The 23546-nt window shown below is 72.7% G+C and carries 21 protein-coding genes; 17 read left to right on the forward strand and 4 right to left on the reverse strand.

What is annotated here, in order from left to right; genetic code table 11:
• Window positions 1-162: 162 nt before the first annotated feature.
• Both PSED_RS32365 and PSED_RS32370 read right to left on the reverse strand, forming a co-directional pair.
• Window positions 163-864, reverse strand: coding sequence for an alpha/beta fold hydrolase (locus tag PSED_RS32365; protein ID WP_013678428.1), 702 nt, complete (start codon window positions 862-864; stop codon window positions 163-165).
• A gap of 742 nt (window positions 865-1606) precedes the next feature.
• The gene (locus tag PSED_RS32370; protein ID WP_013678430.1) at window positions 1607-2344 is read right to left on the reverse strand and encodes a GntR family transcriptional regulator; all 738 of its coding nucleotides are present in this window, start codon (window positions 2342-2344) and stop codon (window positions 1607-1609) included.
• Between the two features lie 206 nt (window positions 2345-2550).
• On the opposite strand from PSED_RS32370, the gene PSED_RS32375 reads away from it, so the two are divergent.
• From PSED_RS32375 to PSED_RS32410, 8 genes are all read left to right on the forward strand, one after another.
• Entirely contained in the window at window positions 2551-3927 is a 1377-nt protein-coding gene (locus PSED_RS32375; protein ID WP_013678431.1) for an NADP-dependent succinic semialdehyde dehydrogenase, read from the forward strand.
• Window positions 3928-4047: 120 nt separating this feature from the next.
• A complete protein-coding gene (locus PSED_RS32380; protein WP_158511354.1) occupies window positions 4048-5376 on the forward strand; it encodes an MFS transporter in 1329 nt (442 codons plus the stop codon).
• A gap of 64 nt (window positions 5377-5440) precedes the next feature.
• A complete protein-coding gene (locus PSED_RS32385) occupies window positions 5441-5827 on the forward strand; it encodes a carboxymuconolactone decarboxylase family protein (RefSeq protein WP_013678433.1) in 387 nt (128 codons plus the stop codon).
• Window positions 5824-6726 carry an NAD(P)-dependent oxidoreductase gene (locus PSED_RS32390; RefSeq protein WP_013678434.1) on the forward strand — a complete coding sequence of 301 codons (903 nt, stop codon included), beginning with the start codon at window positions 5824-5826 and terminating at the stop codon, window positions 6724-6726. The genes PSED_RS32385 and PSED_RS32390 overlap by 4 nt, the downstream gene beginning before the upstream one ends.
• Before the next feature lie 11 nt (window positions 6727-6737).
• On the forward strand, window positions 6738-7457 hold the full coding sequence (locus PSED_RS32395; protein WP_013678435.1) for an enoyl-CoA hydratase/isomerase family protein: 720 nt from the start codon (window positions 6738-6740) through the stop codon (window positions 7455-7457).
• Window positions 7454-8200 carry an N-acyl homoserine lactonase family protein gene (locus tag PSED_RS32400; RefSeq protein ID WP_013678436.1) on the forward strand — a complete coding sequence of 249 codons (747 nt, stop codon included), beginning with the start codon at window positions 7454-7456 and terminating at the stop codon, window positions 8198-8200. Before PSED_RS32395 ends, PSED_RS32400 begins: the two co-directional genes overlap by 4 nt.
• Window positions 8193-9131 carry an NAD(P)-dependent oxidoreductase gene (locus PSED_RS32405; RefSeq protein ID WP_013678437.1) on the forward strand — a complete coding sequence of 313 codons (939 nt, stop codon included), beginning with the start codon at window positions 8193-8195 and terminating at the stop codon, window positions 9129-9131. The genes PSED_RS32400 and PSED_RS32405 overlap by 8 nt, the downstream gene beginning before the upstream one ends.
• Window positions 9124-9939, forward strand: a complete 816-nt coding sequence (locus tag PSED_RS32410; RefSeq protein ID WP_013678438.1) for an alpha/beta fold hydrolase — start codon at window positions 9124-9126, stop codon at window positions 9937-9939. The genes PSED_RS32405 and PSED_RS32410 overlap by 8 nt, the downstream gene beginning before the upstream one ends.
• 54 nt (window positions 9940-9993) lie before the next feature.
• Here the strand turns inward: PSED_RS32410 and PSED_RS32415 are convergent, their stop codons facing one another.
• Window positions 9994-11556 carry a PucR family transcriptional regulator gene (locus tag PSED_RS32415; RefSeq protein WP_143770703.1) on the reverse strand — a complete coding sequence of 521 codons (1563 nt, stop codon included), beginning with the start codon at window positions 11554-11556 and terminating at the stop codon, window positions 9994-9996.
• Window positions 11557-11708: 152 nt separating this feature from the next.
• Here PSED_RS32415 and PSED_RS32420 point away from each other — a divergent pair, with 152 nt between their 5' ends.
• From PSED_RS32420 to PSED_RS32460, 9 genes are all read left to right on the forward strand, one after another.
• The gene (locus PSED_RS32420; RefSeq protein WP_013678440.1) at window positions 11709-12701 is read left to right on the forward strand and encodes an LLM class flavin-dependent oxidoreductase; all 993 of its coding nucleotides are present in this window, start codon (window positions 11709-11711) and stop codon (window positions 12699-12701) included.
• Entirely contained in the window at window positions 12698-13786 is a 1089-nt protein-coding gene (locus PSED_RS32425; protein WP_013678441.1) for an S-methyl thiohydantoin desulfurase family protein, read from the forward strand. Before PSED_RS32420 ends, PSED_RS32425 begins: the two co-directional genes overlap by 4 nt.
• On the forward strand, window positions 13779-15344 hold the full coding sequence (locus tag PSED_RS32430) for a hydantoinase/oxoprolinase N-terminal domain-containing protein (RefSeq protein WP_013678442.1): 1566 nt from the start codon (window positions 13779-13781) through the stop codon (window positions 15342-15344). Before PSED_RS32425 ends, PSED_RS32430 begins: the two co-directional genes overlap by 8 nt.
• Window positions 15345-15451: 107 nt before the next feature.
• Window positions 15452-16303 (forward strand): FAD binding domain-containing protein, encoded by an 852-nt coding sequence (locus PSED_RS32435; RefSeq protein ID WP_013678443.1) that lies wholly within the window; start codon window positions 15452-15454, stop codon window positions 16301-16303.
• Between the two features lie 5 nt (window positions 16304-16308).
• On the forward strand, window positions 16309-16776 hold the full coding sequence (locus PSED_RS32440; protein WP_013678444.1) for a (2Fe-2S)-binding protein: 468 nt from the start codon (window positions 16309-16311) through the stop codon (window positions 16774-16776).
• Complete coding sequence (locus PSED_RS32445; RefSeq protein ID WP_013678445.1) at window positions 16773-19094, forward strand: xanthine dehydrogenase family protein molybdopterin-binding subunit; 2322 nt, start codon at window positions 16773-16775, stop codon at window positions 19092-19094. Before PSED_RS32440 ends, PSED_RS32445 begins: the two co-directional genes overlap by 4 nt.
• Window positions 19091-21511: a xanthine dehydrogenase family protein molybdopterin-binding subunit gene (locus PSED_RS32450; RefSeq protein WP_013678446.1), complete on the forward strand. Its 2421-nt coding sequence runs from the start codon at window positions 19091-19093 to the stop codon at window positions 21509-21511. The genes PSED_RS32445 and PSED_RS32450 overlap by 4 nt, the downstream gene beginning before the upstream one ends.
• Window positions 21508-22383, forward strand: coding sequence for an FAD binding domain-containing protein (locus PSED_RS32455; RefSeq protein ID WP_013678447.1), 876 nt, complete (start codon window positions 21508-21510; stop codon window positions 22381-22383). Before PSED_RS32450 ends, PSED_RS32455 begins: the two co-directional genes overlap by 4 nt.
• Window positions 22380-22916 carry a (2Fe-2S)-binding protein gene (locus PSED_RS32460; protein ID WP_013678448.1) on the forward strand — a complete coding sequence of 179 codons (537 nt, stop codon included), beginning with the start codon at window positions 22380-22382 and terminating at the stop codon, window positions 22914-22916. Before PSED_RS32455 ends, PSED_RS32460 begins: the two co-directional genes overlap by 4 nt.
• A gap of 96 nt (window positions 22917-23012) precedes the next feature.
• Here PSED_RS32460 and PSED_RS32465 read toward each other — a convergent pair whose 3' ends face one another.
• Window positions 23013-23525, reverse strand: coding sequence for a hypothetical protein (locus PSED_RS32465; protein WP_013678449.1), 513 nt, complete (start codon window positions 23523-23525; stop codon window positions 23013-23015).
• Window positions 23526-23546 lie beyond the last annotated feature (21 nt).

Here is a 23546-nt window from a genome sequence, read left to right on the forward strand (position 1 = left end):
CGGCCGCCGCCGGGCCGAGGGGTGACGACCCGACCCGGTCGGCCCGGTGGGCAGGTCAGGCCGTCTCGCCCCGAATGGACCGAGGATCGCGCAAGCCGGCCCGTGAGTGGCTGTCCGGACCTGTCGGGCACCACGCGGTGACCGGGAACGTCGTCGTGCGCCTCATCCCACGGGCTCGACCGCCCTGGAGGCGGTCGAGATGAGCTGCAGCACGTCGTCGGGGTGGGAGACCATCGCCACATGGTTCGTCGCGACCTCGACTGTCGTGGCGTTCATGCGGGCGGCGAACTGACGCTGGGCCTCCGGCGGGATCGCCTGGTCGCCGTGGGCGACCAGGAACCAGGACGGGTGCGACCGCCACGCCGGTACCCCCATCACCTCCTCGACCGCGGACCACGCCAGCGGCTGCTGCACCGCGTGCATGACCCGTGCCTTGACCGGGTCGACGTCGGCCGCGAAATGGTTGACGAAGTCCTCCTCGGGCAGCCAGGCGAAGCCCTGCTCGTCGACGTCCAGGTGCGCCAGGGCGGGGCCCGGGGGAGCCTGCGCCAACAGTTGACCGATCGACTCACCCTCGTCGAGGCCGAAGGCCGCGACGTAGACGAGGCCGACGACGTTCGGCGCATCCGTGCCCAGCGCGGTGATGATCTGGCCGCCGTAGGAGTGGCCCGCGACGATCGTGGGACCGTCCTGACGGGCCAGGACCTGGCGGAGCCGGGCGACGTCGGCAGCCAGCGAGGACTCCGGGAACTGGGGCGCGGTGACGGTGAAACCGTCGGCCTGCAGGCGCTCGATGACCGCGCTCCAGCTGGAGCCGTCGGCCCACGCGCCGTGGACCAGGACGATGTTGACTCGGCGACTCATGGCGTTCCCTTCCGGATGGCGGTGTCGAACAGTCACGGCGCGCGGTCGCGGACGCCGCAGGGCAGACCGGGCGTCGTCACACACGGCCGGGGTTCCGCAGGTCGCGGAGGTTCCACGCCGACCCCGCGGGGTCCGGGAACTCACCCGGGCCCCGTATCGGCGTTGCTCGTCGATGTCACCCGGATCGGTCATCCCGGTTCGACGTCCGGCCGGGTCGGTCCACGAGTTCGGGCAGGTACCGCAGTACATGGCCCGACAGGTCCGTGGCCGCTGACACCACTCCGGGACCGAGCGCCTCCGGGTTCTCGCGCATCTGTCCGGCGAGGCCGTCGAGGAGCCGGGCGATTCCTGACATCACGTACTCACCGGGGAACTGCGCCCCGAAGATCCACTCGGCTGCGGAGCCACGCAGCGCTGCGGCCGCTTCTTCCAGCCGGGCCGGGTCGCCCCGGATGGACCACCGGCCCGGAGGATCGTCATCCGCTCCCACAGGTGGTCCCCGTCCCGCCGATCACGACGATCTTCACGAGCGTTCCTCCCGTCGGACGTTCGTGGCACCCGGCCGCGGCCGACCGACGGGCCGACCAGCGGGCGACGCTAGGCAACGGGTCTCCGCGACTCATCACCCCCGAGGGGTGGTTGACGTGACCGACCCCGCGGGCAGCGCCGGACGAGCGGCCGCCGGGCCCAGGTGGAACGGCTGCGGGCGGCCGAGCAGCGGTGCACGACCGTGAGCAGTCGCTCAGCGGCCCCCGCCGCCGGCCGGGGACGGGCTGCCGTGGGTGGCGCCGGAGCTCGGGGCGCGTCCGCTCCCGTCCCGGACCATCGCGACGGCGAAGCGCCCGGCCTGGCGGACGTGGTCCTCGCAGGCGAGCCGGGCGGCCTCGCCGTCCCCGCTCGTCGCCGCCTCCACGATGCGGCGCAGCTCCTCCAGCGAGTCCTGCGCGCGGCCAGGTGCCTGCAGGGACAGGCCCCGCAGCAGCTGGACCCGGGCGTGGATGCCGCGCAGGGTCTGCCGGACGATCTCGTTGCCCGCCCCGTCGATCAGTGCCTCGTAGAACCGGTCCTTGGCCGCGAGGCGCACGCGCAGGTTCGTCTGCTCGAACGCCGCGGCCACCCCCTCGACCGCCGACCGCAGCTCCGCCCGCTGTTCCGGACCCGCTCGTTCCGCGAACAGCCGACCGGCCAGGCCCTCGAGCGACGCCCGGACCTCGTAGAGCGCCTGGGCGTCCGTGACCGTGAGCTCTGCGACGACCGGCCCACGGTTGGCGATGATCGTGACCAGACCCTCGGACTCCAGCTGCCGGATGGCCTCGCGCACGACGGTGCGCGACACCCCGAAGTGCTCGCAGAGCGGCGCCTCCACGAGCCGGTCACCCGGTCCGTAGTCCCCGCTGACGATCATCTCGCGCAGCTGTTCGACGACCTGCATCCGCAGCGGCGCCGCGACGCGCGTGACGCCCCGTGTCCCGACCACCATCGGCTCCTCCCCGTGCGCGCCTCTGCTCCGAGGCCGATCGCGGCCCTACCGGGGCCACCTCTGACGGTGCGCTCCGTCGCCGTCGGCGCGAACGCTCCGCTCCGCTCACCCTACGGCCAGTAGCCCCGTCGGAGACCCGTCCCGTCATCTTGACTGACGATGATACTGTCCGACCGTAATACGGTCTTAGCCGATGGAGGAGCAGCATGCCGATCGCGACCGTCGATCCGGCGACGGGTGAGACCGTCGAGAAGTTCGCGCCGCACGACGAGGTCGAGCTCGAACGCCGCATCGCCATGGCCCACGCCGCCGCGGCCGAGCTGGGCGGCACGCCGTTCGCGCGCCGCGCGGAGTGGATGACGAGCGCAGCCGACCTCCTCGAGGCGGACCTGGACGGGGCCGCCGCGATGCTGGTGACGGAGATGGGCAAGCCGATCGGGCAGGCCGAGGCCGAGGTGCGCAAGTGCGCGCGGACGATGCGCTTCTACGCCGAGCACGCGGAGGAGTTCCTGGCCGAGGAACCGCTCCGGGCCCCGGCCGCCGTCGGTGCGCGCCGGGCGAGCACCGTCTACCGCCCGCTCGGCGTGGTCCTCGCGGTGATGCCGTGGAACTACCCGCTGTGGCAGGTGATCCGGTTCGCCGCGCCCGCCCTGATGGCCGGCAACACCGGGCTGCTCAAGCACGCCTCGAACGTGCCGCGGGCCGCCCTCTACCTCGACACGCTCTTCGAGCGAGGCGGCTTCCCCTGCGGCTCGTTCACGACGCTGCTGATCGCCGCGGCGCAGGTCGACGCGGTCGTCCGCGATCCGCGCGTGCGCGCCGTGACGCTGACCGGGTCCGAGCCCGCCGGCCGCGCGGTGGCCGCCGCCGCCGGGGCGTCGATCAAGAAGACCGTCCTCGAGCTGGGCGGTTCGGATCCGTTCCTCGTCATGCCGACGGCCGACGTCGCCGCGGCGGCCGCGACGGCGGTCCGCGCGCGGGTGCAGAACAACGGCCAGTCCTGCGTCGCGGCCAAGCGCTTCATCGTCCACACCGAGGTGTACGACGAGTTCGCGGAGCTGTTCACCCGCGGAATGGCCGAGCTCGTCGTCGGTGACCCGCGCGACCGGCGCACCGACGTGGGCCCCCTGGCGACCGAGTCCGGCCGGCGCGACGTCGCCGAGCTGGTCGACGACGCCGTCGCCAAGGGGGCCGAGGTGCTCACCGGTGGCTCGGTCCCGGCCGGGCCGGGCTTCTTCTATCCGCCCACGGTGCTCGCCGGGCTGACCCCGGAGATGCGCATCGTGCAGGAGGAGACGTTCGGGCCGGTCGCCTCGCTCTACCGCGCGACCGACCGCGACGACGCGCTGCGCATCGCCAACCAGACCGACTTCGGCCTCTCGAGCGCCGTGTGGACGGGCGACGACGACGAGGCCGACTGGTTCGCCGAGCGGCTCGAGGCCGGCGCCGTCTTCGTCAACGGGATGACCGCCTCGTATCCCGAGCTGCCGTTCGGCGGCATGAAGGTCTCCGGATACGGCCGCGAGCTGTCCGCGGCAGGAATCCGCGAGTTCTGCAATCTCACGACCATCTGGCGCGGCTGACCTCGATCGCCCACGTCCGACAAGGAGCTGGCAATGACGCTGGACGGCACGAACGCAGATCGCCGAAACGCGGTCGATCTACAGGTGGGGCAGCTGCTCCGCGCACTGGACCGATCACGGATGACCGCCCGGCACGTCGGGCTCTACGTCGTGAGCGCGCTCGGGCACTTCTTCGACGGCTACGACGTGCAGGTGATCGGGGTGATCCTGCCCGCGATCACCGCCGCGTACCACCTGTCCGCGGGCGAGGCGGGTGCGCTCGGTTCCAGCGCGGCCTTCGGCATGCTCGTCGGCGCGGTCCTGGTGGGCTTCGTCTCCGACCGGATCGGCCGCAAGGCCGCGCTGATGATCGCGCTGCTGCTGTTCGCGATCTTCAGCGTGCTGTGCGCGGTGGCGCCGAACGTCGAGCTGCTGATCACCTTCCGGGTCCTGACCGGCGTCGGTCTGGGCGCGGAGGTGGTGACGATGTACGCCTACATCTCCGAGTTCCTGCCCGCGCGCTCGCGCGGCACCCTGCTCACGACGAGTTCCCTGTTCTGGCAGCTCGCCTCGGTCGTCGCGGCGCTGCTGGCGATCGTCGTCGTGCCGAGCCTGGGCTGGCAGGGCATGTTCCTGATCGGCGGGCTGCCCGCGGTGGTGGTGCTCATCGTGTGGCGGGGGCTGCCGGAGTCGGTGCGCTTCCTCATCGGCCGCAACCGCTTCACCGAGGCGACCGACATCGTCCGTAGGCTGTCCAGCGTCGCGCCCGAGGACGTGCCCCGCGACACCGAGACCGAGGCGGCCGCCCGGACGGCGCTCAGCGACGACCACCTGTCGGTGGGCAGCCTGTTCCGCGGCCGGTTCGCCCGCCTCACCCCAGGCGTGCTGGTGATCCAGTTCTTCAACGGCTTCGTCCTGTTCGCCATCGTGACCTGGCTGCCGTCGATCCTCGTGGCCAAGGGCTTGACGTTCGTGCACTCACTGCTCTACGTCGTGGTGATCGTCGGGGTCGGCGCCTTCGGCAACGTCGGGGCAGGGTTGCTGCTCAACCGGATCGGGCGGCGTCGGGCGATGCTGGTGTTCTTCGTCCTCGGCGGCGTCACGCTGATGATCTGGGGGATGCAGGACTCCCCCGCCGGGGTGCTCGTCCTGGGCTCGATCTCCAGCTTCTTCATCTACGGGGTCAGCGGCGCGGTCTACACCTACACCAGCGAGATCTACCCGACGAAGCTCCGCGCGACCGGCACCGGCTGGTCCGGTGGGGCGCAACGGGTCGGCGCGATCGTGGCACCCTCGATCATCGGGGTGATGATCGGCGCGCACCTGCCGATCGTGAGCGTGTTCATCCTGCTCGCCGTCGGCTTCATCGTGGCGGCCGTCGCCGTCGTCTTCCTGACCCACGAGACGGGCGGGCGGACCCTGGAGGAGATCGAGGCCTCGGTCGTCGAGACCGCCCCCGAGCACCACTGAACCGCCCGGAAGCACCGGCGGACCGAACGAATCCGAACGATCCCGACAATCCTGGAGGAACCGAATGGCAGAACACGACGAAGAGACGACCCTCGCCCGCGGGGACCGGATCCGGCGCGAGGTGCTCGGCGACGAGCACGTCGAGCGCGCGAACCGCACGGCGAGCGCCTTCGCCAAGCCCGTCCAGGACCTGGTGACCGAGTACTGCTGGGGAGTGGCCTGGGGCGACGACGCCCTCGACCGGCGCACGCGCAGCCTGCTGAACATCGCGATGATGGCGGCGCTCAACCGTCAGCACGAACTGCGGCTGCACACCCGCGGAGCACTCAACAACGGCGTGACGCCGGAGGAGATCCAGGCCGCGCTGCTGCAGGCCACCATCTACTGCGGGGTGCCCGCGGGGATGGAGGGCTTCCGCACCGCCGCCTCCGTCGTCGACGAGGAGGCGTGACCGGGTCCGGCCGCCGGGTCGGCCTGATCGGGGTCGGCAACATGGGCGGGCGGATCGGGCGGCGGTTGCACGAGACCGGCGTCGAGATCGTCGGCCACCACCCCGACCCCGAGAAGGTGCGGCGTTGGGGGCTGGAGCCGGTCGACTCGGTGCGCGCGCTCACGGCCTGCGTGGACGTCGTCCTGCTCTGCCTGCCCGACTCCCCCGTCGTCGAGGCCGTGGTGACCGGCGAGGACGGTGTGCTCGCGGCGGCCCGGGAGGGGCAGGTGATCGTGGACGCCACGTCCGCGCTCCCCCAGTCCACCCGGGCCCTCGCAGCCGCGGCCGCCGAGCGCGGGGTCGGCTACGTCGACGCCCCGGTCTCCGGCGGTGCCCGCTCCGCGCCCGAGGGCAGGCTGACCGTCATGGTCGGCGGGGAGCCGGACACCGTGGCCGGCCTGCGCTGGCTGTTCGACGCGATCGCATCGAGCGTGCACGTCATGGGACCGGTCGGCTCCGGGCACCTGACGAAGATCCTCAACAACTTCCTCAACGCGGTCTCGCTGGCCGCGACGAGCGAGGTGATGGTCGCCGGACGGGCCGCCGGGCTCGACGTGCACGCCCTGTTGCAGGTCCTGTCGGTCTCCAGCGGACGCAACTACGCCGTCGAGACCCGCTTCCCCTCGATCATCGAGGGCGACTACCTGGAGGGGGGCATCACCGTCGACCTGATGATCAAGGACGTCGTGTCCTACCTCGACCAGATCGCCCGCCAGCACGGCGTCTCCCTGGCCGGCTCCGGGGTGCTGTCCGCGTTCCGGATGGCCTCGGCGCTTGGCTACGGCGACCAGATCAACAACCGCGTCGTCGACGCGCTCGGCGACGCCGCGGGTGGCGTCCGTCTGCACACCCGCCCCTGAGAGGACCAACAATGCCCGTCACGCAGAACCTCCTCGGCGACGGCGTCGCCGAGATCGTGCTGGCCCCCGGCGCCGACGGCACCGGACCGGCACTGACCACCGCGGAGATCCGCGAGCTGCGCTCCCTCGTGCTCGCCGCCCACGCCGACGACCGCCGGGTCACCGTCATCCGCCAGGCCGGACCGGACTTCTGTCTCGGCCGGGTCCCCGACGCCGACGAGCACGGCGAGCCCGCCGTCTACGAACTGCTCGCCTCCACCACGGACGCGTGGTCGAGGGTCCCGGGCATCACGGTCGCGGCGGCGGCCGGGCAGGTCCAGGGGTTCGGGGTCGGCTTCGTCATGCAGGCGGACATCAGCGTCGTCGCGTCCGCGACGACCTTCCGCTTCCCGGAGATCGAAGCGGGCTTCGCGCCGGCGATCGTGGCGGCGTGGCTGGCCCGGCGGGTGCAGTGGCAGACCGCGGCCCCGTGGCTGCTCACGGCGATGCCGGTGGCCGCCGAGGTCGCGCTACGGCACGGCCTGGTCAGCGAGCTGGCCGAGGACCCGCGGGCCCGGGCCGGTGAGCTCGTCGCCACGCTGACCGGGCTGGACGACTACTCGCTGCGCGAGTGCAAGCGCTTCGGCCGGGCCGCCGAGGACCTGCCGCGCGACATGTGGGTGCCCACCGCCGTCGACTCGCTGGTGCGCCAGCACGTGCACGCCGCGGAGAAGGCGGGGGCCGCCCGGTGAGCGACTGGACCGTCACCCCGCTGCACGTCGGGACGCTGCACCGCAAGCGCCGCAACTTCCTCTACCTCGCGGGCGGGGACGAGCCGATCGACGTGCCGGTGCTGGTGTTCCTGCTCGAACGCGACGGCACGCGGCTCCTGGTCGACAGCGGCTGTGCCGACCCGGCGACCACGGACGCGCACCAGCCCTTCGAGCGCCCGGCCGATCAGCACGTGCCGGCGGTGCTCGCGGCCAGCGGGATCGAGCCGTCGTCGATCGACGCGGTCGTCACCACACACCTGCACTGGGACCACGCCTCGGGCAACGCGCTGTTCCCGGACTCGGAGCTGTTCGTGCAGCGCACCGAGCTGGAGTACGCGAAGGCCCCGATCCAGTGGCACGCGGAGTCCTACGAGATCCACAACCCGCAGCGGGACGCGGAGTGGGCGCTGGACCGGTACACGACGGTGGAGGACGGGGCCGTCATCGCCGACGGCGTCTCGGTCCTGCTGACCCCCGGGCACACGCCGGGGATTCAGGCCGTCCTCGTCGAGACGGCGGCCGGGTTGGTGGTACTGCCCGGCGACAACGTGCCGACCTACGACAACTGGGCCGGCCGTCCCCCCGAGTGGACCCACATCGCCGCGACCAACCACTACGACCTCGGAGCGTACGAGGCCTCGCTGCGCCGGCTGGAGGAGACACGCGGGCAGATCATCCCCTCGCACGACTTCCGGGTGCTGGAGGTGGCCACGTATGGCTGACCACGCCCCCGATCCGGCCGCCGTCGCCTTCGTCGGCCTCGGAAAGCTGGGCCACCTGCTCGTGGGCCATCTCGCGCCGGTCGCCCGTGAGCGGGGCGTCGAGCTCGGGGTCCTCGACGTCGACGCCGCGCTCACCGCGCGGATCGCCGCCGACACCGGGACGACGGCCCTGAGCTCCACGGGCAGCCTGCCGGCGGGCAGGACCGTGCTCGTGCTCTGCGTGACGAACGCCGACGCCGTCCGCTCGGTGATCGACGACGCACTCGGGAACGGCCTGCTCACCGCGGGTTCGGTGGTCATGGACCTGTCCAGCGTGCCCCCGGACTTCGCGGTGGGGCAGGCCGAGCGCCTGGCCCCGGCGGGAGTCGCCTACCTCGACGTCCCGCTCACCGGGGGGATCCCCGCCGCCCGCAGCGGGGAGATGGTCGCGATGGCCGGCGGGGACCGGGACGCCCTCGACACGGTCACCTGGATCGCCGAGGCGTTCTGCACGAAAGTCGCGTGGACGGGCGCGTCCGGCAACGGCGCGCTGCTCAAGACGATCAACAACTGGATCGGCAACACCGCCGCGCTCGCCGCGATGGAGGGCATCGTGATGCTGCGCCGTGCCGGGCTGACCAACGAGACCATCCTCGAGGTGCTCAACGGCGGCCCCGCGATGACGTACTTCTCCGCGACCCGCTATCCGCGCTACCTCGCCGACCGCGAGGCGTTCTCAGGGGCCGAGCTCGGGCTGGTCACCAAGGACCTGCATATCGCCGCCGAGGCGGCCGGCCACGCGGGCGCGACGCCCGTGGTGAGCCTGCTCGCCAAGGACATCTGGCAGGGCGCGTTGACCCGCTACGGGGCCCACGGCGACATGCTGCGGATGCTCGACTACGTGAGCCGGTCCACCTTCGGGACCAGCTGGGAGGAGATCGACGGTGTGTGAGGAGACCGCCGGCGACGCCGCGGGCCGGCCCGTCGCGTACACGATCGACGGGCAGGGCCCCGCCGTCGTGCTGCTGCACGCGATCGGGCTCGACCGCTCGGTGTGGGACCCCTACCGGGAACGGCTTGCGGCCGGGCACACGGTGCTCGCGGTCGACCTGCCCGGCCACGGCGGCTCGGCGCCCCTCGACGACGTCGAGCTGTCCGCGATGGCCGCCTCCGTCGCGGCCGTCCTGCGGCACGCCGGGGTGGCGGCGGCCCAGGTGGTCGGGGTCTCGATGGGTGGGATGGTGGCCCAGCTGCTCGCCGTCGCCGAACCGGAGCTCGTTTCCGCGCTCGTCCTGTGCGCCACGGCCTGCACCTTCCCCGACGCCGCCCGCGCGGCACTGCGCGAGCGGGGGCGCGCCGCGCGCGAGACCGGCATGGCGGGGGTCACGGAGACGACGATCGAGCGCTGGTTCTCACCCGAGGGCCGCACCGGCTCGGTGGCCGGGCAGGTCCGCGCGCTGCTGGCCCGGCAGGACCCGGGGTACTTCGCGGCCTGCTGGGACGCGATCTCCCGGCTCGACGTCGCCGCCGGCCTGGCAGCCCTCGACCTGCCCGTCCTGGTGTTCACCGGGGACGCCGACATCAGCCTGCCCCCCGACGCGGCGGAGACGCTCGCCCGCACCGGCCGGGACACGACGACGGTCACCGTCGCGGGCGGATGGCACCTCGGTGCCTACGAGCACCCGGAGCCCTACCGGGACGCGATCGAGGCCTTCCTCGCCACGCTCCCGACCCACCCGAGCGGCACTGCCCTGGGGTAGGTCCGCACAAGGGCGTCGTTCGCGCGCGATCCGGTGTCGCCGCTGGTAGGCCGCTCAGGTCGTGGGGCCGGCGCTACGCGGCCGGCGGTCCGCGGCGCGCAGGGGGCCTCCGGATCCGTACTGCATCGTCGAGGCGTAGCAGGCCAGGTAGAGCGCGAGGAACTGGCTCGGGTCGTCGAGGTCGACGCCGAGCACGTCGAGCACCCGCCGGATCCGGTACGCCACCGTGTTGCGGTGCAGGTAGAGCTGCTCGGAGGTGCGGCTGACCGATCGGTTGTTCTCCAGGTAGACCCGCAGCGTCGTGGCGTACTCCTTCTGCTTGGCCTTGCCCAGTCCGGCCAGCGGGGCCATCAGGTCGTCGATGCTGTGCCGGACGGAGCTGGACGAGTACCACTCGACGAGCAGCCTGCTCAGCCCCGGCGCATCGAACAGCACCGGCTCGTTCAGCGCGCCGCGCAGCCGGGCGCTCTGCAGGGCGGAGTCCGCCTCGGCCCGGGAGGCGCGCATCCCCTGCAGGCCCTCGTGGGACCCGCCGATCCCGCAGAGCACCTCGAGGCCGGGCAGCGACGCGACCATCGCGTCGATCACGGTCTGGGCCGCGGTCCGCAGCCTGCGCAGCTCGGCCGGCCCGTCGGGACGGCTGCTGCTGCGCAGCAGCAGCACGCCACCCGCGCGGGGTGCCATCGTCCACCGCCCCTCGTGGTGGGCCGCCGTCTGCACCGCGACCCGGCCGAGGGTCTGCGTGTGGTGGTAGCCGGCGACGGGGTCGTCCTGCGCGAGCGCCGGCAGGTTCGCGAACTCCAGCTGCACGATCTGGTGCCATGCCTCGACCCGGACGCCGACGTCGGCGGCGCGGCGGATCAGCGGTCCGCCCTCCTCGGTGGTGGCGTCGAGCAACTGGTTGAGCAGCTCGCCCGCGGACATGAGGGACAGCTCGTGCGCGCGTTCGGTCTCGATCGAGCGCCGCGTCATCGCCGCGGCGATCCGCCACATCGCCAGTTGCGCGAGCGCGTCCTCGGCGGCGGTCGTCGGCTCGCGCTGCAGCCAGGGGCCTTCCGGGTCGGTCAGCACGGCGGGGATCCCGGTCAGCCGCGGGTCCCTGGCCACCAGTTGCAGGCCGAACGTCCGGGCGGCGCCGCTGCGCCGCAGCAGCGCGGCGTCGGTGAGCTGCTCGGACTCCAGCGCGGCGACCTCGGCGCACACGCCCATGGCTCGATCCAGCAGCGTCGGCAACTGCGCGTCGAGCATCCGGACGACGGTCGTCAGCAGCCGGGTGACGTCGGCCGGTCTGGTGAGACGGATCAGCGACAGCTCCTCGCGGCGGGCCAACGCGACCGCGCTGAGCGAGGGCCGCGGCGCGTCGGACTGCAGGACCAGGCCCGCGACGTCGGCGCCCAGCCGGCGCAGCGCGACGTCGAGCTTGTAGCCCTGCGCGTCACGCGACGCCGCCCGGCTGAGCACGACCAGCGCCTGCGGCGGGCTCTCGCCGATGTCGTGCAGGTCCTCGGCCAGCCACACAGCCCGGACGTCACGGTCGGTGGTACCCGCCAGCACGTCCACGAGCGCAGGCTCGCGCCGCTCCAGCTCGGCCAGCACGTCCGACACGGTCAGGCGCACCCATCGGGCTCCCTGCATCCGGTAGTTCACCATTGTGCAGCCGGAACAATCAAGGCTCCGAGCTTGTGCACGGCGCCATGGCCGCGGGTGGTCCACACCACTAACGTCGTCGCAGATCACGCGAAACGGACCGGACGTGGAAAGGACACTCGGTGGCAGCATCGCGTCTCGGCATCCTCCTACTCAGCACCACCGCGCCGGAGCGCATCGGTCAGATGTCCGCTCGGTGCGAGGACCTCGGTTTCGACGAGGTGTGGCTGGCCGAGGACTACTTCTTCTACGGCGGTTTCAACGCCGCTGCCCAGGCGCTCGCCGCCACCGGTCGGATCCGGGTCGGGCTCGGGGTGATCTCCTGCGTCGCCCGGCACCCGGCCGCGACGGCGATGGAGATCGCGTCGCTGGAGCGTTCCTTCCCGGGTCGGCTGTTGCCGGGGATCGGGCACGGCGTCCCGGCCTGGGTGGCGCAGATGGGTCTGACCCCGAAGTCACCGATGCGCGCGCTGACCGAGGCCGTCACCGGTATCCGGACGTTGCTGACCAGCTCGGAGCCGTTCACGACCGAGGGCGAGTACTTCACCTTCCGCGACGTGGCCCTGTTCCACCCGCCGGGTGGCGAGGTGCCGCTGTACCTGGGAGTGATCGGGGCCAAGGGCTGCGAGCTGGCCGGCCGGATCGCCGACGGCAACGTGCTGTCGGTACTCGCGCCGACCGAGTACGTCACGTGGGCGCGCGACCTCGGGCAGCGCGGGATGGCCGCGGCAGGCCGGTCGGGCACGTTCAGCGTCCCGACCTACGTGCTCACCGCGGTGGACGAGGACCGCGACCGGGCCCGCCGAGCCGTGCGCGAGTCGCTGGCGTTCTACCTGGACGCGATCGGCCCGACCCCGCTGACCGGCGCGATCGGCATCAACGACACCGTCGCCGAGCTGGCCGCCGGCGGCTTCGCCGCGCTCGTCGACGGCATGCCGGACGAGTGGGTCGACCGACTGGCGATCTGCGGCACCCCTGACGAGGTGGCCAAGCGGATCGAGCAGTACTGGGCCGCGGGCGCCGACAGTGTCGTCCTCTCGCCACAGCCTGCCGACACCGTCGGGTCCCAGCTCGAGCTGATCGCCGCCGAGGTGCTGCCGCGGTTGAGCCGGTGACGGCGGTCGAGGTGGGCATGCAGATCGACCTGGACAACCTGCCGGCACTCTCCCTGGGCTGCACCGTCTTCGCCGGGGGCGGCGGCGGGGACCCGCGCATCGGCGAGCTCATGGCGATGGAGGCGATCCACCGGCTCGGACCCGTCGAGGTACTGCCGCTGGAGGCGCTCGACGACGACGACCTGATCATGCCGTGCGGGATGATCGGGGCCCCGACGGTGATGGTGGAGAAGATTCCGAACGGAGCGGAGGGGCGGGTCATCCGCGAGGCCTACGAGGGCCGTTTCGGCCGGCACGTCGCCGCGGTGATGCCGTTCGAGATGGGCGGGATCAACGGCGTACTGCCGGTGGCGTGGGCCGCCTACGCCGGCCTGCCGCTGCTCGACGCGGACTTCATGGGCCGCGCCTTTCCCGAGCTGCAGATGCTCACCCCGCACCTGTACGGGATGTCCGGCTCGCCGGCGGTGATCACCGACGAGCGGCTGCAGACCATCGTGTTCAACACCCGCGACAACATCTGGCTCGAACGGCTCGTCCGCAACTGCGTGGCCACGCTCGGTGGGTCCGCCTGCGGCGGCCTCTACCCGATGACGGCCGGGGCCGCGCGCCGGCCTGCCATCACCGGCACGGTGACGCGGGCCATCCGGATGGGCGAGGCGATCCGGCGCGGGGGCGAGGACCCGCTCTCCGCGATCGGGCAGGTCGCGCCGCTGACCCGGCTCGGTCAGGGCAAGGTCGTCGACATCGAGCGGCGCACCAGCGGCGGTTTCGTCCGCGGCTCCGCGCTGGTCGAGGGCCTCGCCGCGGACAAGGGTCGGCTCTTCCGGCTGGAGTTCCAGAACGAGAACCTCGTCGTGCTCGAAGACGGGGAGCCGCTCGCGACGGTCCCGGACATCATCACGCTGCTCGACCTCCACACCGGCCATGGGATCGTCACCGAGGGCATCCGCTACGGGCAGCGGATCGAGATCGTCGCGTTCCCCTCGCCCGAGGTGTGGACGAGCCCCGAGGGACTCTCGGCGGTGGGTCCGCGGGCCTTCGGCTACGACTTCGACTACGTCGCGGTGGGGGTTCGCCATGGCTGAGCGCGGCCGGCTGCGCGTCGGCATCGACGTCGGCGGCACCAACACCGACGCCGTGATCATCGACGACCAGGCCAAGCTACTGGCGAAGGTCAAGCACCCCACCACGTCCGACGTCACGACGGGCATCCTCTCGGCGCTGCGCCTGGTGCTCGCCCAGCTCGACGGCGCCGCCGCAGGCATCAGTCACGTGATGCTGGGCACGACCCACGCCACCAACGCGATCCTGGAGCGCCGCAACCTCAACAGGGTCGCCGCGATCCGCCTCGGTGGCCCTGCGACGCACTCGGTCCCGCCGCTGGCGGCGTGGCCGGCCGATCTGCGCGCGGCGGTCTCCTGCGGCGCGACGATCGTCGACGGCGGGGTCGAGATGACCGGGGAGCCGATCGTCCCGCTCGACGAGGACGCGGTGCGCCGCTTCCTCGACGAGGTGGCCGAGCAGGCCGAGGGGGTGGCGATCTCCGGGGTCTTCTCGCCCGTGCTGTCCGACCAGGAGTACCGGGTCGAGGAGCTGGTCCGGGAGGTGCTCGGCGACGTCCCGGTCTCGCTCAGCCACGAGATCGGCTCGCTGGGGCTGCTGGAGCGGGAGAACGCGTGCGTGCTCAACGCCGCGCTGGTCGCGGTGGCGGCCAGGGTGACCGCCGGGCTGGGCGACGCGATGACCGTCAACGGGATCTCGGCCGAGGCCTACATCGCGCAGAACGACGGCACCCTGATGAGCCTGGACTACGTGCGCCGCTACCCGATCCTCACCATCGGCAGCGGTCCCACCAACAGCATGCGCGGGGCCAGCTACCTGACCGGGGCGACCGACGCGCTGGTCGTGGACGTGGGCGGCACGTCGACCGACATCGGCATCCTCACCGCCGGCTTCCCGCGGGAGTCGTCCACCGCGGTCGAGATCGGCGGGGTGCGGACGAACTTCCGGATGCCCGACCTGGTCTCGCTGGCCATCGGCGGCGGCACGATCGTCGGCCCGGCCGGCGACGACGTGCAGCTCGGGCCGGGCAGCGTCGGGTACCGCCTCACCTCCGAGGCGCTGGTCTTCGGCGGGACGGTGCCCACGTTGACCGACGCGATCGTCGCCGCCGGCCGGGCCCACGGCATCGGCGACCCCTCCCGCACCGCCGCGCACGAGCGGCTGCTGCGCCGGGCCGTCGCCGCGTCCGACGCCCGGATCGAGGAGGGCGTGGACCGGGTGAAGACGTCCGGCCGTGAGCTGCCGCTGATCGCCGTGGGTGGGGGCAGCGGGCTCATCCCCGACTCGCTGGCCGGGGTGGCCGGCGTCGAACGGCCGGAGAACTACGACGTCGCCAACGCGATCGGTGCGGCGATCGCGTCGGTGTCCGGTGAGCTCGACCGCGTCTTCGCCTACGGCAAGGACGGCCGCGACGAGGCCATCGCCGAGGCCGTCCGGTTGGCCAGGGACGAGGCGATCCGCGCGGGCGCCGATCCAGGGCACGTCGAGGTGGTCGAGATCGAGGAGGTCCCGTTGGCCTATCTCACCGATCCGGTCGCCAGGGTCCGGGTGAAGGCCGCCGGGCCGTTGAAGACACATTGACCTGTGCCGGCCGCACAGGTGGGACGACGACCTCGTGCAGCCGGCACACAGCCCATCGGCTGACCGTTCCCAACTTCGGCCGACACGACCGTCGGAAAGGAGGTGTCATGGAACTGAGTACAGCGGACTCGGTCGACGAGGCCCTCGACGAGTTGTCGCGGCGCGGCGAGCGGTGCCGGGTCCTCGCGGGTGGCACCGACGTGATGATCCAGCTCGCCCGCCGGGAGATCGCACCGGAGCACCTGCTGCACGTCGAGCGGCTCGGCGAGCTGCGGGCTGTCGAGACCGACGGCAGCACCCGGCTCGGCGCGCTGGTGACCCACCGAGACCTGGCCGTCGGCCGGCTCGGACCCGGCTACGCCGCGGTCGCGGAGTCGGCCGCCACCGTCGGCGGCCTGCAGACCCAGGTCGTCGGCACGATCGGCGGCAACGTCTGCAACGCCTCGCCCGCCGCGGACACGTTGCCCGCGCTGCTCGTGCACGACGCCGAGGTGACGCTGCGCAGCGTGCGGGGGAGCCGGACCGTCCCGCTGGCCGAGTTCGTCGTCGGCAGGCGGGTCACCACGCGGGCGCCCGACGAGCTGCTCACCACGATCACCCTGGGCCGGCCCGCACCGCGCACCGGGGACGTCTATCTCAAGGTCGGCAGGCGCAGCGCGATGGAGGTGGCGATCGTCGGGCTCGCGGCACGGCTGACGTTCGACGGCACCGGCGTCGTCACCGACGCCCGGATCGCCGTCGCATCGGTGGGACCGCGCCCGCTGCGCTCGGTCGGCGCCGAGACGGCCCTCGTCGGCGGCACCGGGGACGCGGAGTCGGTCCACGCGGCCGCGAAGGCACTGCTGCAGGACGTCGACCCGATCGACGACGTGCGCGGGACCGCGGACTACCGGCGCCGCGTGATCCCCGGGCTGCTCGGTAGGGCCGTCCGGGTCTGCGCACAGCGAGCGGAGGGATGAGCGCGGTGGACGTCACGTTGACCGTCAACGGCAGGCAGGCGCAGGTCGAGATCGAGCCGGCCGAGACGCTGCTGGGGATGCTGCGCGAGCGGCTGCGGCTGACCGGCACCAAGGAGGGCTGCAACGAGGGCGAGTGCGGCGCGTGCACGGTGCTGGTCGACGGGCTGCCCGTGGACTCGTGCATCTATTCGGCCGCCGCCACGTCCGGGCGCTCGGTCGAGACCGTCGAGGGCCTCGCCGACGACGACCTCGGTCGCGAGCTGCAGGCCGCGTTCGTCGCCGCCGGCGGCGTGCAGTGCGGGTTCTGCACACCCGGGTTCCTGACGACCCTCGTCGCCGTGCTGCGGGAGAACCCCGAACCGTCCGAGCCGGAGCTGCGCGAGGCGCTGGCCGGCAACATCTGCCGCTGCACCGGCTACAGCCAGATCCTCGACGCGGTCGCCGCGACGATCTCCGGGAGGAACCGACGATGAGCGTCATCGGCGAGCGCGTCCCGCGCAGCGACGGGCGTGCGAAGGCCAGCGGCGAGGCCGAGTACGGCGTCGACCACGCCGAGCCGGACATGATCTGGGGCGCGCTGGTGCGCTCGCCCGTCAGCTCGGGCCGGATCACCCGGCTCGACACCGCGCCGGCGCTGGCGATGCCCGGGGTGCACGCCGTGGTCACGGCGGCGGACGCGCCCGACACCCGGGCCGGCTGGGTGCTGCGCGACCAGCGGCTGTTCGCCGCCGACCGGGTGCTCTACGAGGGCCAGCCGGTCGCCGCGGTGGCGGCCGACACCCTTGAGCTGGCCCGGGAGGCCGCGGCAGCCGTCGTGCTCGAGATCGAGCCACTGCCCGCGGTGGTCGACCTCGACGCGGCGCTGCGCCCCGACGCGCCTCTCGTGCATCCCGACTGGGAGAGCTACGTCCCGGCCCTCGGCCCCGACGCCGACTACCCGCGCCACGGGAACCTCGCCGCCGAGTCGGTGTCCGACCCGCCCGGGGTCGACGACGCCTTCGCCAGGGCCCACCGGGTCGTCACCGACGAGTTCGTGGTGCAGCGCCAGTACCAGGCCTACATCGAGCCCAAGAGCGCGGTCGGGATCTACCGCGACGGCCGCTTCACCGTCCACACGGCGCACCAGTTCCCCTACAACGTCCGCGACCGGGTGTCGCAGTTCCTCGACGTCCGGCCGTCCGCGGTGCGCATCGTCGGACACACGATCGGCGGCGGGTTCGGCGCCAAGCTCGACGCGGCACTGGAGCCGTACGCCGCGCTGCTGTCGAAGGCGGCGCGGGGGCGGGCGGTCAAGCTCGTCAACACCCGCACCGAGGACCTGATCACCTGCCCCAGCCGGGAGGGGGCGATCACCCGGGTGCGGTCCGCGCTCGACGAGGACGGCACGATCATCGCCCGCGAGCTGGAGGTGATCGCCGACAACGGCGCCTACAGCGGGGAGATGCCCTGGCTGGCCAGCATCGCGCTGCACTGCGCGCGCGGCGTCTACCGGGCCGGACCGACGCGGGTGACGGCCCGGCTCGTCTACACGAACACGGCCCCGACCGGCGCGTTCCGCGGCGTCAACGGCACCTACCTGTACCACGCCGTCGAGCGGCACATGGACCACATCGCCGCCGAGCTGGGCGTCGACCGGCGGGAGTACCGGCTGCGCCACCTGTTCGACGACGGCGAGGAGCTGCTCAACGGGCAGGTGCTGACCGACGCCGGGATCCTGCGTGAGGGCTTCGAGGCGATCGAGGCGGCGGCGCCGTGGGCGAAGCTGGAGGCGGAGCGGCGGCCCTACCGCGGCATCGGGATCGCCGCGGCCTGGTGGCTGACCAACCCGATGCCCGGCACGGCCGTGGTGAAGCTGCACGAGGACGGAACCGCCGCGGTGATCACCGCGGCCACGGACAACGGCTCGGGTGCGGTGTCCATGGGCGTCACGCAGATCGTGGCGGAACGGCTCGGCATCCCGCCGTCGGACGTGTTCGTCACGCTGCCCGACACCGACGTCGCCGGGTTCGACGCGGGGTCGCAGGGCAGCCGCACCACCCGGATCGTCGGAAAGGCCTCGCAGATCGCCGCCGACGAGGTGATCACGAAGCTCAAGGACGTCGCGGCGGGGCTGTTGGAGGCCGCGGCCGACGACCTCGAGGTCGCCGACGGGACGGTCCGGGTCAAGGGCGCACCGGGCACCAGCGTCCCGATCGCCGTGGTCGCCGCGACGGCCACGAACACCGTCGGGCCGATCCAGGGCACCGGGTCGTTCGTCACCCCGTTCCCGGACTTCAACCCCGGCTGTGCCACCGGGCTGATGCTGCCGTCGTTCCCGACGCCGACCTACCACGTGCACCTGGCCGAGGTGGAGGTCGACCCGGTCACCGGCACGGTGCAGGTGCTGCGCTACCTGGTCGCGCAGGAGGTGGGGGCGGTGATCAGCCCGGACGGCACCTACGGCCAGGTGATGGGCGGGGTGACCCAGGGCATCGGGTACGCGCTGCACGAGAGCCTGCGGATCGGCGAGGACGGCCGCTACCGCGAGCGGACGCTGGAGAGCTACCGGCTGCCGCTGGCCGGCGACGTGCCCCGCGTCGAGTTCTTCCCCCTCGAACACCCCGACCCCGACGGCCCGCACGGTGCCAAGGGCGTCGGGGAGGGCCCGATCCTGCTGCCCGCCGCGGTCATCGCCAACGCGGTCAGCGACGCGATCGGCCGACCGCTGAACAACATCCCGATCACGCCGGAGGAGGTCCTCGCGGCGCTGCAGACAGCCGAGTTGAGGAACGACGAGGAGCACGTGCGATGACCATCGTTGAACCCGACAGGACCACCTACACCGGAACCAGGGTGCGGCGCACCGAGGACCCGCGGCTGCTCGCGGGCCGCGGCCAGTACGTCGACGACGTCACGGTGCCCAAGATGATCGAGGCAGCGGTGCTGCGCAGTCCGCTGGCGCACGCCCGGATCACCGGCATCGACGTCAGCCGGGCCCGCGAGCTGCCCGGCGTCTTCGACGTCATCACCGGCCGCGACCTGGCGGCCGTCGCGGGCGAGCAGCCGGTGATCTGGTTCCCGATCCCCGACCAGCGGATCGCGCGCACCCACGCGTTGGCCGTCGAGCGGGTCCGCTGGGTCGGCCAGGCGGTCGCGGCCGTGGTGGCGGTGAACCGCTACGTGGCCGAGGACGCGCTGGAGCTGATCGAGGTCGACTACGAGCCGCTGCCGGTCGTCGCCGACCTCGACGCGGCGCTCGCTCCGGACGCGCCGAAGCTCTACGACGACTGGCCCGACAACGTCAGCGGCTCGCTCACGTATACCGCCGGCGACGCCGAGGCCGCCTTCGCCGAGGCCGACGTGGTGGTCCGGGAGAGCTTCACCCACGGCCGGGCGTTCGGCTGCCCGCTGGAGCCGCGGGGCTGCATCGTCGAGTGGGACGACTTCGCCGGGACCGTCGACGTCCACCTGTCCACGCAGTCGCCGAACCTGGCCCGTGACCTGCTCTCCGAGGTGCTCGGGGTGCCGGTGCACAAGATCCGGGTGCGCACCCCCAACCTGGGCGGCGGTTTCGGCAACAAGTTCGACTTCTACGGCGAGGAGGTGATCGCCGCGGTGCTCTCGCGGCGCACCGGCCGCCCCGTCAAGCTCATCGAGGACCGGCTCGACAGCTTCGTTGCCACCTCGCACTCCCGCGACCAGCGCCTGGACTTCGAGATGGCGCTGCGCGACGACGGCACGATCCTCGGGCTGCGGGGGATCTCCTACGGCGTGCTCGGCGGAGCGCTGGGCACGGTCGGCGCCGGGCCGCCGTGGGCGTCGGTGCTCACCTGCATGGGCCCCTACAAGATCCCGAACCTGGACGTGACGGTGAAGGCCGTCGTCACCAACCGGTCGCCGTACGGCTCCTACCGCGGCTGGGGCGTGCCGAAGGCCAACATCGTGCACGAGCGGCTGATCGAGATCGCCGCCCGGGAGCTGGGGATGGACCGCGCGGCGATCCGCCGCAAGAACTTCCCGGCGCCCGAGGAGTTCCCGTTCTTCAGCGGGGTCGCGTTCACCTACGACAGCGGCGACTACGCCGCCTGCCTCGACCTGGCGATGAGCAAGGTCGACGAGCTGGGCTGGCGGGACCGGCAGGCCGCGGCGCGGGCCGAGGGGCGCTCACTCGGCATCGGCTACTCGTTCCACATCGAGCCGAGCGCCTACGGGCCGAGCCGGATCCTCAACCTGGTCGGCCTGGCCCACTCCGGCTTCGACGAGGTGACCGTGCGGATGGACTCCGTCGGCAAGGTCACGGTCTACTCCGGACAGATCAACATGGGTCAGGGTACGCACACGATCTACGCGCAGCTGGCCGCCGACGGGCTCGGCATCCCGATGGAGGACGTCGTCGTGGTCACCGGCGACACCGACTCCTGCCCCTACACCGGCTACGGCACGGGCGGCAGCCGGGCCGCCCCGCTCGGCGGCGCGGCGATCCTGCGGGCGACCGAGCGGTTGCAGGCGAAGATCCTCCGCGTGGCCGCGGAGCTGCTCGAGGCCTCGCCCGACGACCTGCAGATCGAGAAAGGCGTGATCAGCGTCAAGGGCACGACGTCGCGCTCGGTGACGACCCGCGACGTGGGCGACGCCGCCTACCGCAGGCTGCTGAACAAGATGCCGGAGTCGGAGGTGCCGACGCTGGAGGAGGTCGACGTGTTCGACCCACCCAACATGGCCACCTCCTACGGATGCACCGCGCTGCTGGTGGAGGTCGACCGGGGCACCGGCGCGGTCACCCTGCTGGACTGCCTGCAGGCCCACGACTGCGGCACGGTGATCAACCCGATGCTGGTGGACGGCCAGCTGGCGGGCGGGCTCGCCCAGGCCCTCGGCGGGGCGCTGCTGGAGGAGCTCGTCTACGACGAGGAGGGCCAGCTGCGCACGGCCAGCTTCATGGACTACCTGCTGCCGACGGCGATGGAGATCCCGCCGTTCCACTTCTTCCACCAGGAGACGCCCGCCCCGGACATTCCCGGCGGGATCAAGGGGGTGGGGGAAGCGGGCACGATCGCCGGCGTCTCGCTCGTCGCCAGCGCCGTCGACGACGCGCTCAGCGACCTCGGGGTGACGGTGACCCGGTTCCCGATCACGCCGCCGCGGCTGCTCGACCTGATCCAGGCCGCCCAGACCCCCATCGGGCAGACCCCCACCGGGCAGGCCCGGACCGAGGAGGACGCGCGATGAAGCCACCGGCCGTCCGCTACGCCCGGGCCGGCGACGTCCGGGAGGCCGTCGCGCTGCTCGCCGAGCACGGCTCCGACGCGAAGGTGCTCGCCGGCGGCCAGAGCCTCGTGCCGCTGATGAGCTTCCGGCTCGCCCGACCGTCGATCCTCGTCGACATCAACCGGATCGGCGGGCTCGACCGCATCGAGCAGGACAACGGCAGCCTGCTGATCGGAGCGATGGCCCGGCAGCGCGATGTCGAGCTCAGCGACGTCGCCGCGGCGGCGGTGCCGCTGCTGCCACAGGCGCTGCGCTACGTCGGGCACGTCACGATCCGCAACCGGGGCACCGTCGGCGGCAGCCTCGCGCACGCCGACCCTGCAGCGGAGCTGCCCGCGGTGGTCACCGCGCTCGGCGGGGAGCTGGTGTTGGAGGGCCCCGGCGGCACCCGGTCCGTCGCGGCCGAGGACTTCTTCACCGGCACCTTCACCACGGTGATGGCACCCGACGAGGTGCTGGTCGGCGTCCGGCTGCCACGGCTGCCCGACCGCACCGGTGTCGCCGTCGAGGAGCTGGCCCGCCGGCATGGCGACTTCGCCATCGTCGGGGTGGTCGCCGCGGTCCACCTCGCCGACGACGGCACCGTCGACCTGGTGCGGCTGGCCGCGAGCGGGGTCGACTCCGTCCCGGTCCGGCTGCACGCCGCGGAGGCCGCGCTCAGCGGGGCGAGGCCGACCGCAGACGTCCTCGAGGCCGCAGCGGCCACCGTCGACGCGAGCATCCATCCGGCCGACGACGTCCACGCTCCGGCGTCGTACCGGCGACACGTCGCCCGGCTGCTGGTGCAGCGGGCACTGGGAGCGGCCGTCGAGCGGAGCGGAGTGGAGCGATGACAGAACTGGCGAGCGGGTCGACGTCCCAGCGCGAGCTGGCGAGCGAGTCGACGTCCCAGCGCAACACCGAGTCGATCACGGTGACCGTCAACGGGCACGCCTACACCGCCGACTGCGAGCCCCGGGTCACGCTGGCGGACTTCCTGCGGCACACGTGCGGCCTCACCGGCACCCACCTCGGCTGCGAGCACGGCGTGTGCGGAGCGTGCACCATCCTGGTCGACGGTCGCTCGGCGCGGGCGTGCCTGATGCTGGCGGTGCAGGCCGACGGCGCCACGATCACCACCGTCGAGGGGCTGGCCGCCGGCAACGCGCTCAACCCGCTGCAGGAGGCGTTCTGGGACAACCACGGCCTGCAGTGCGGGTTCTGCACGCCGGGCATGCTGATGACGGCGACGGAGCTGCTGGCCGACAACCCGGACCCCGACGCGGCCGAGGTGCGGGAGGGCTTGTCCGGCAACCTGTGTCGCTGCACGGGCTATGACTCCATCGTGCGCTCGGTGCTCGACGCGGCGCAGCGGATGCGCGGCTGAAGGCGCCGCCGGTGTCGCGCCGGATCACGCGACTCCTCGGCGGCGCAGGCGCCGGGCCCGGGGTACCGACCCGCCCCGGGGCCGGCCGGGCGTCACTCAGCGCCGGCCGGCCTCGGCCAGGTCGTCGGTGCAGTGGAGCCGGACCTTGTAGTAGGCATCGGTCGTGAGCCAGTTCGTCGCGCTGGAGTTCAGCGGCCCCGTCTTCGTCCCCGTGATCAGGCTCCAGTGCTGCGGGTCCCTCGGATCCGGCGTCAGCTCCCACCCGGTGATCGAGACGCCGATCGGCCACGGCCGGCTGCTGTCCCAGGGGCTCTCGAGAATCTCGAGCCCGGGCGGCAGCGTCGTGAAGTCCGGTGCGTACTTGTCCTTGGTGAGGTAAGGGTGGTCGGCCGGACAGCTGTAGGCGGGGACCGACTCGCTGGTCCAGCCCTTCATCAGACGCCACTCGCCGTCGACAGTGATCGTCCCGGAGGCCGCGGTCGGCGACGGCGTGCTCGCCTGCGCCGCCGTCGCGCCGAGCACCCCGGTGACGACGACGCCGACGGCGACGGCCGCTGCACGCCGGCGCCAGCGCCGGCCGCGCCCGGGGGTCTGTTCCTGGTTCGTCATGGCTCCTCCTGGTGGGTGTGT

This window comes from Pseudonocardia benzenivorans CB1190 (assembly GCF_000196675.2).
GTDB classification, from domain to species: Bacteria; Actinomycetota; Actinomycetes; order Mycobacteriales; family Pseudonocardiaceae; genus Pseudonocardia; species Pseudonocardia benzenivorans.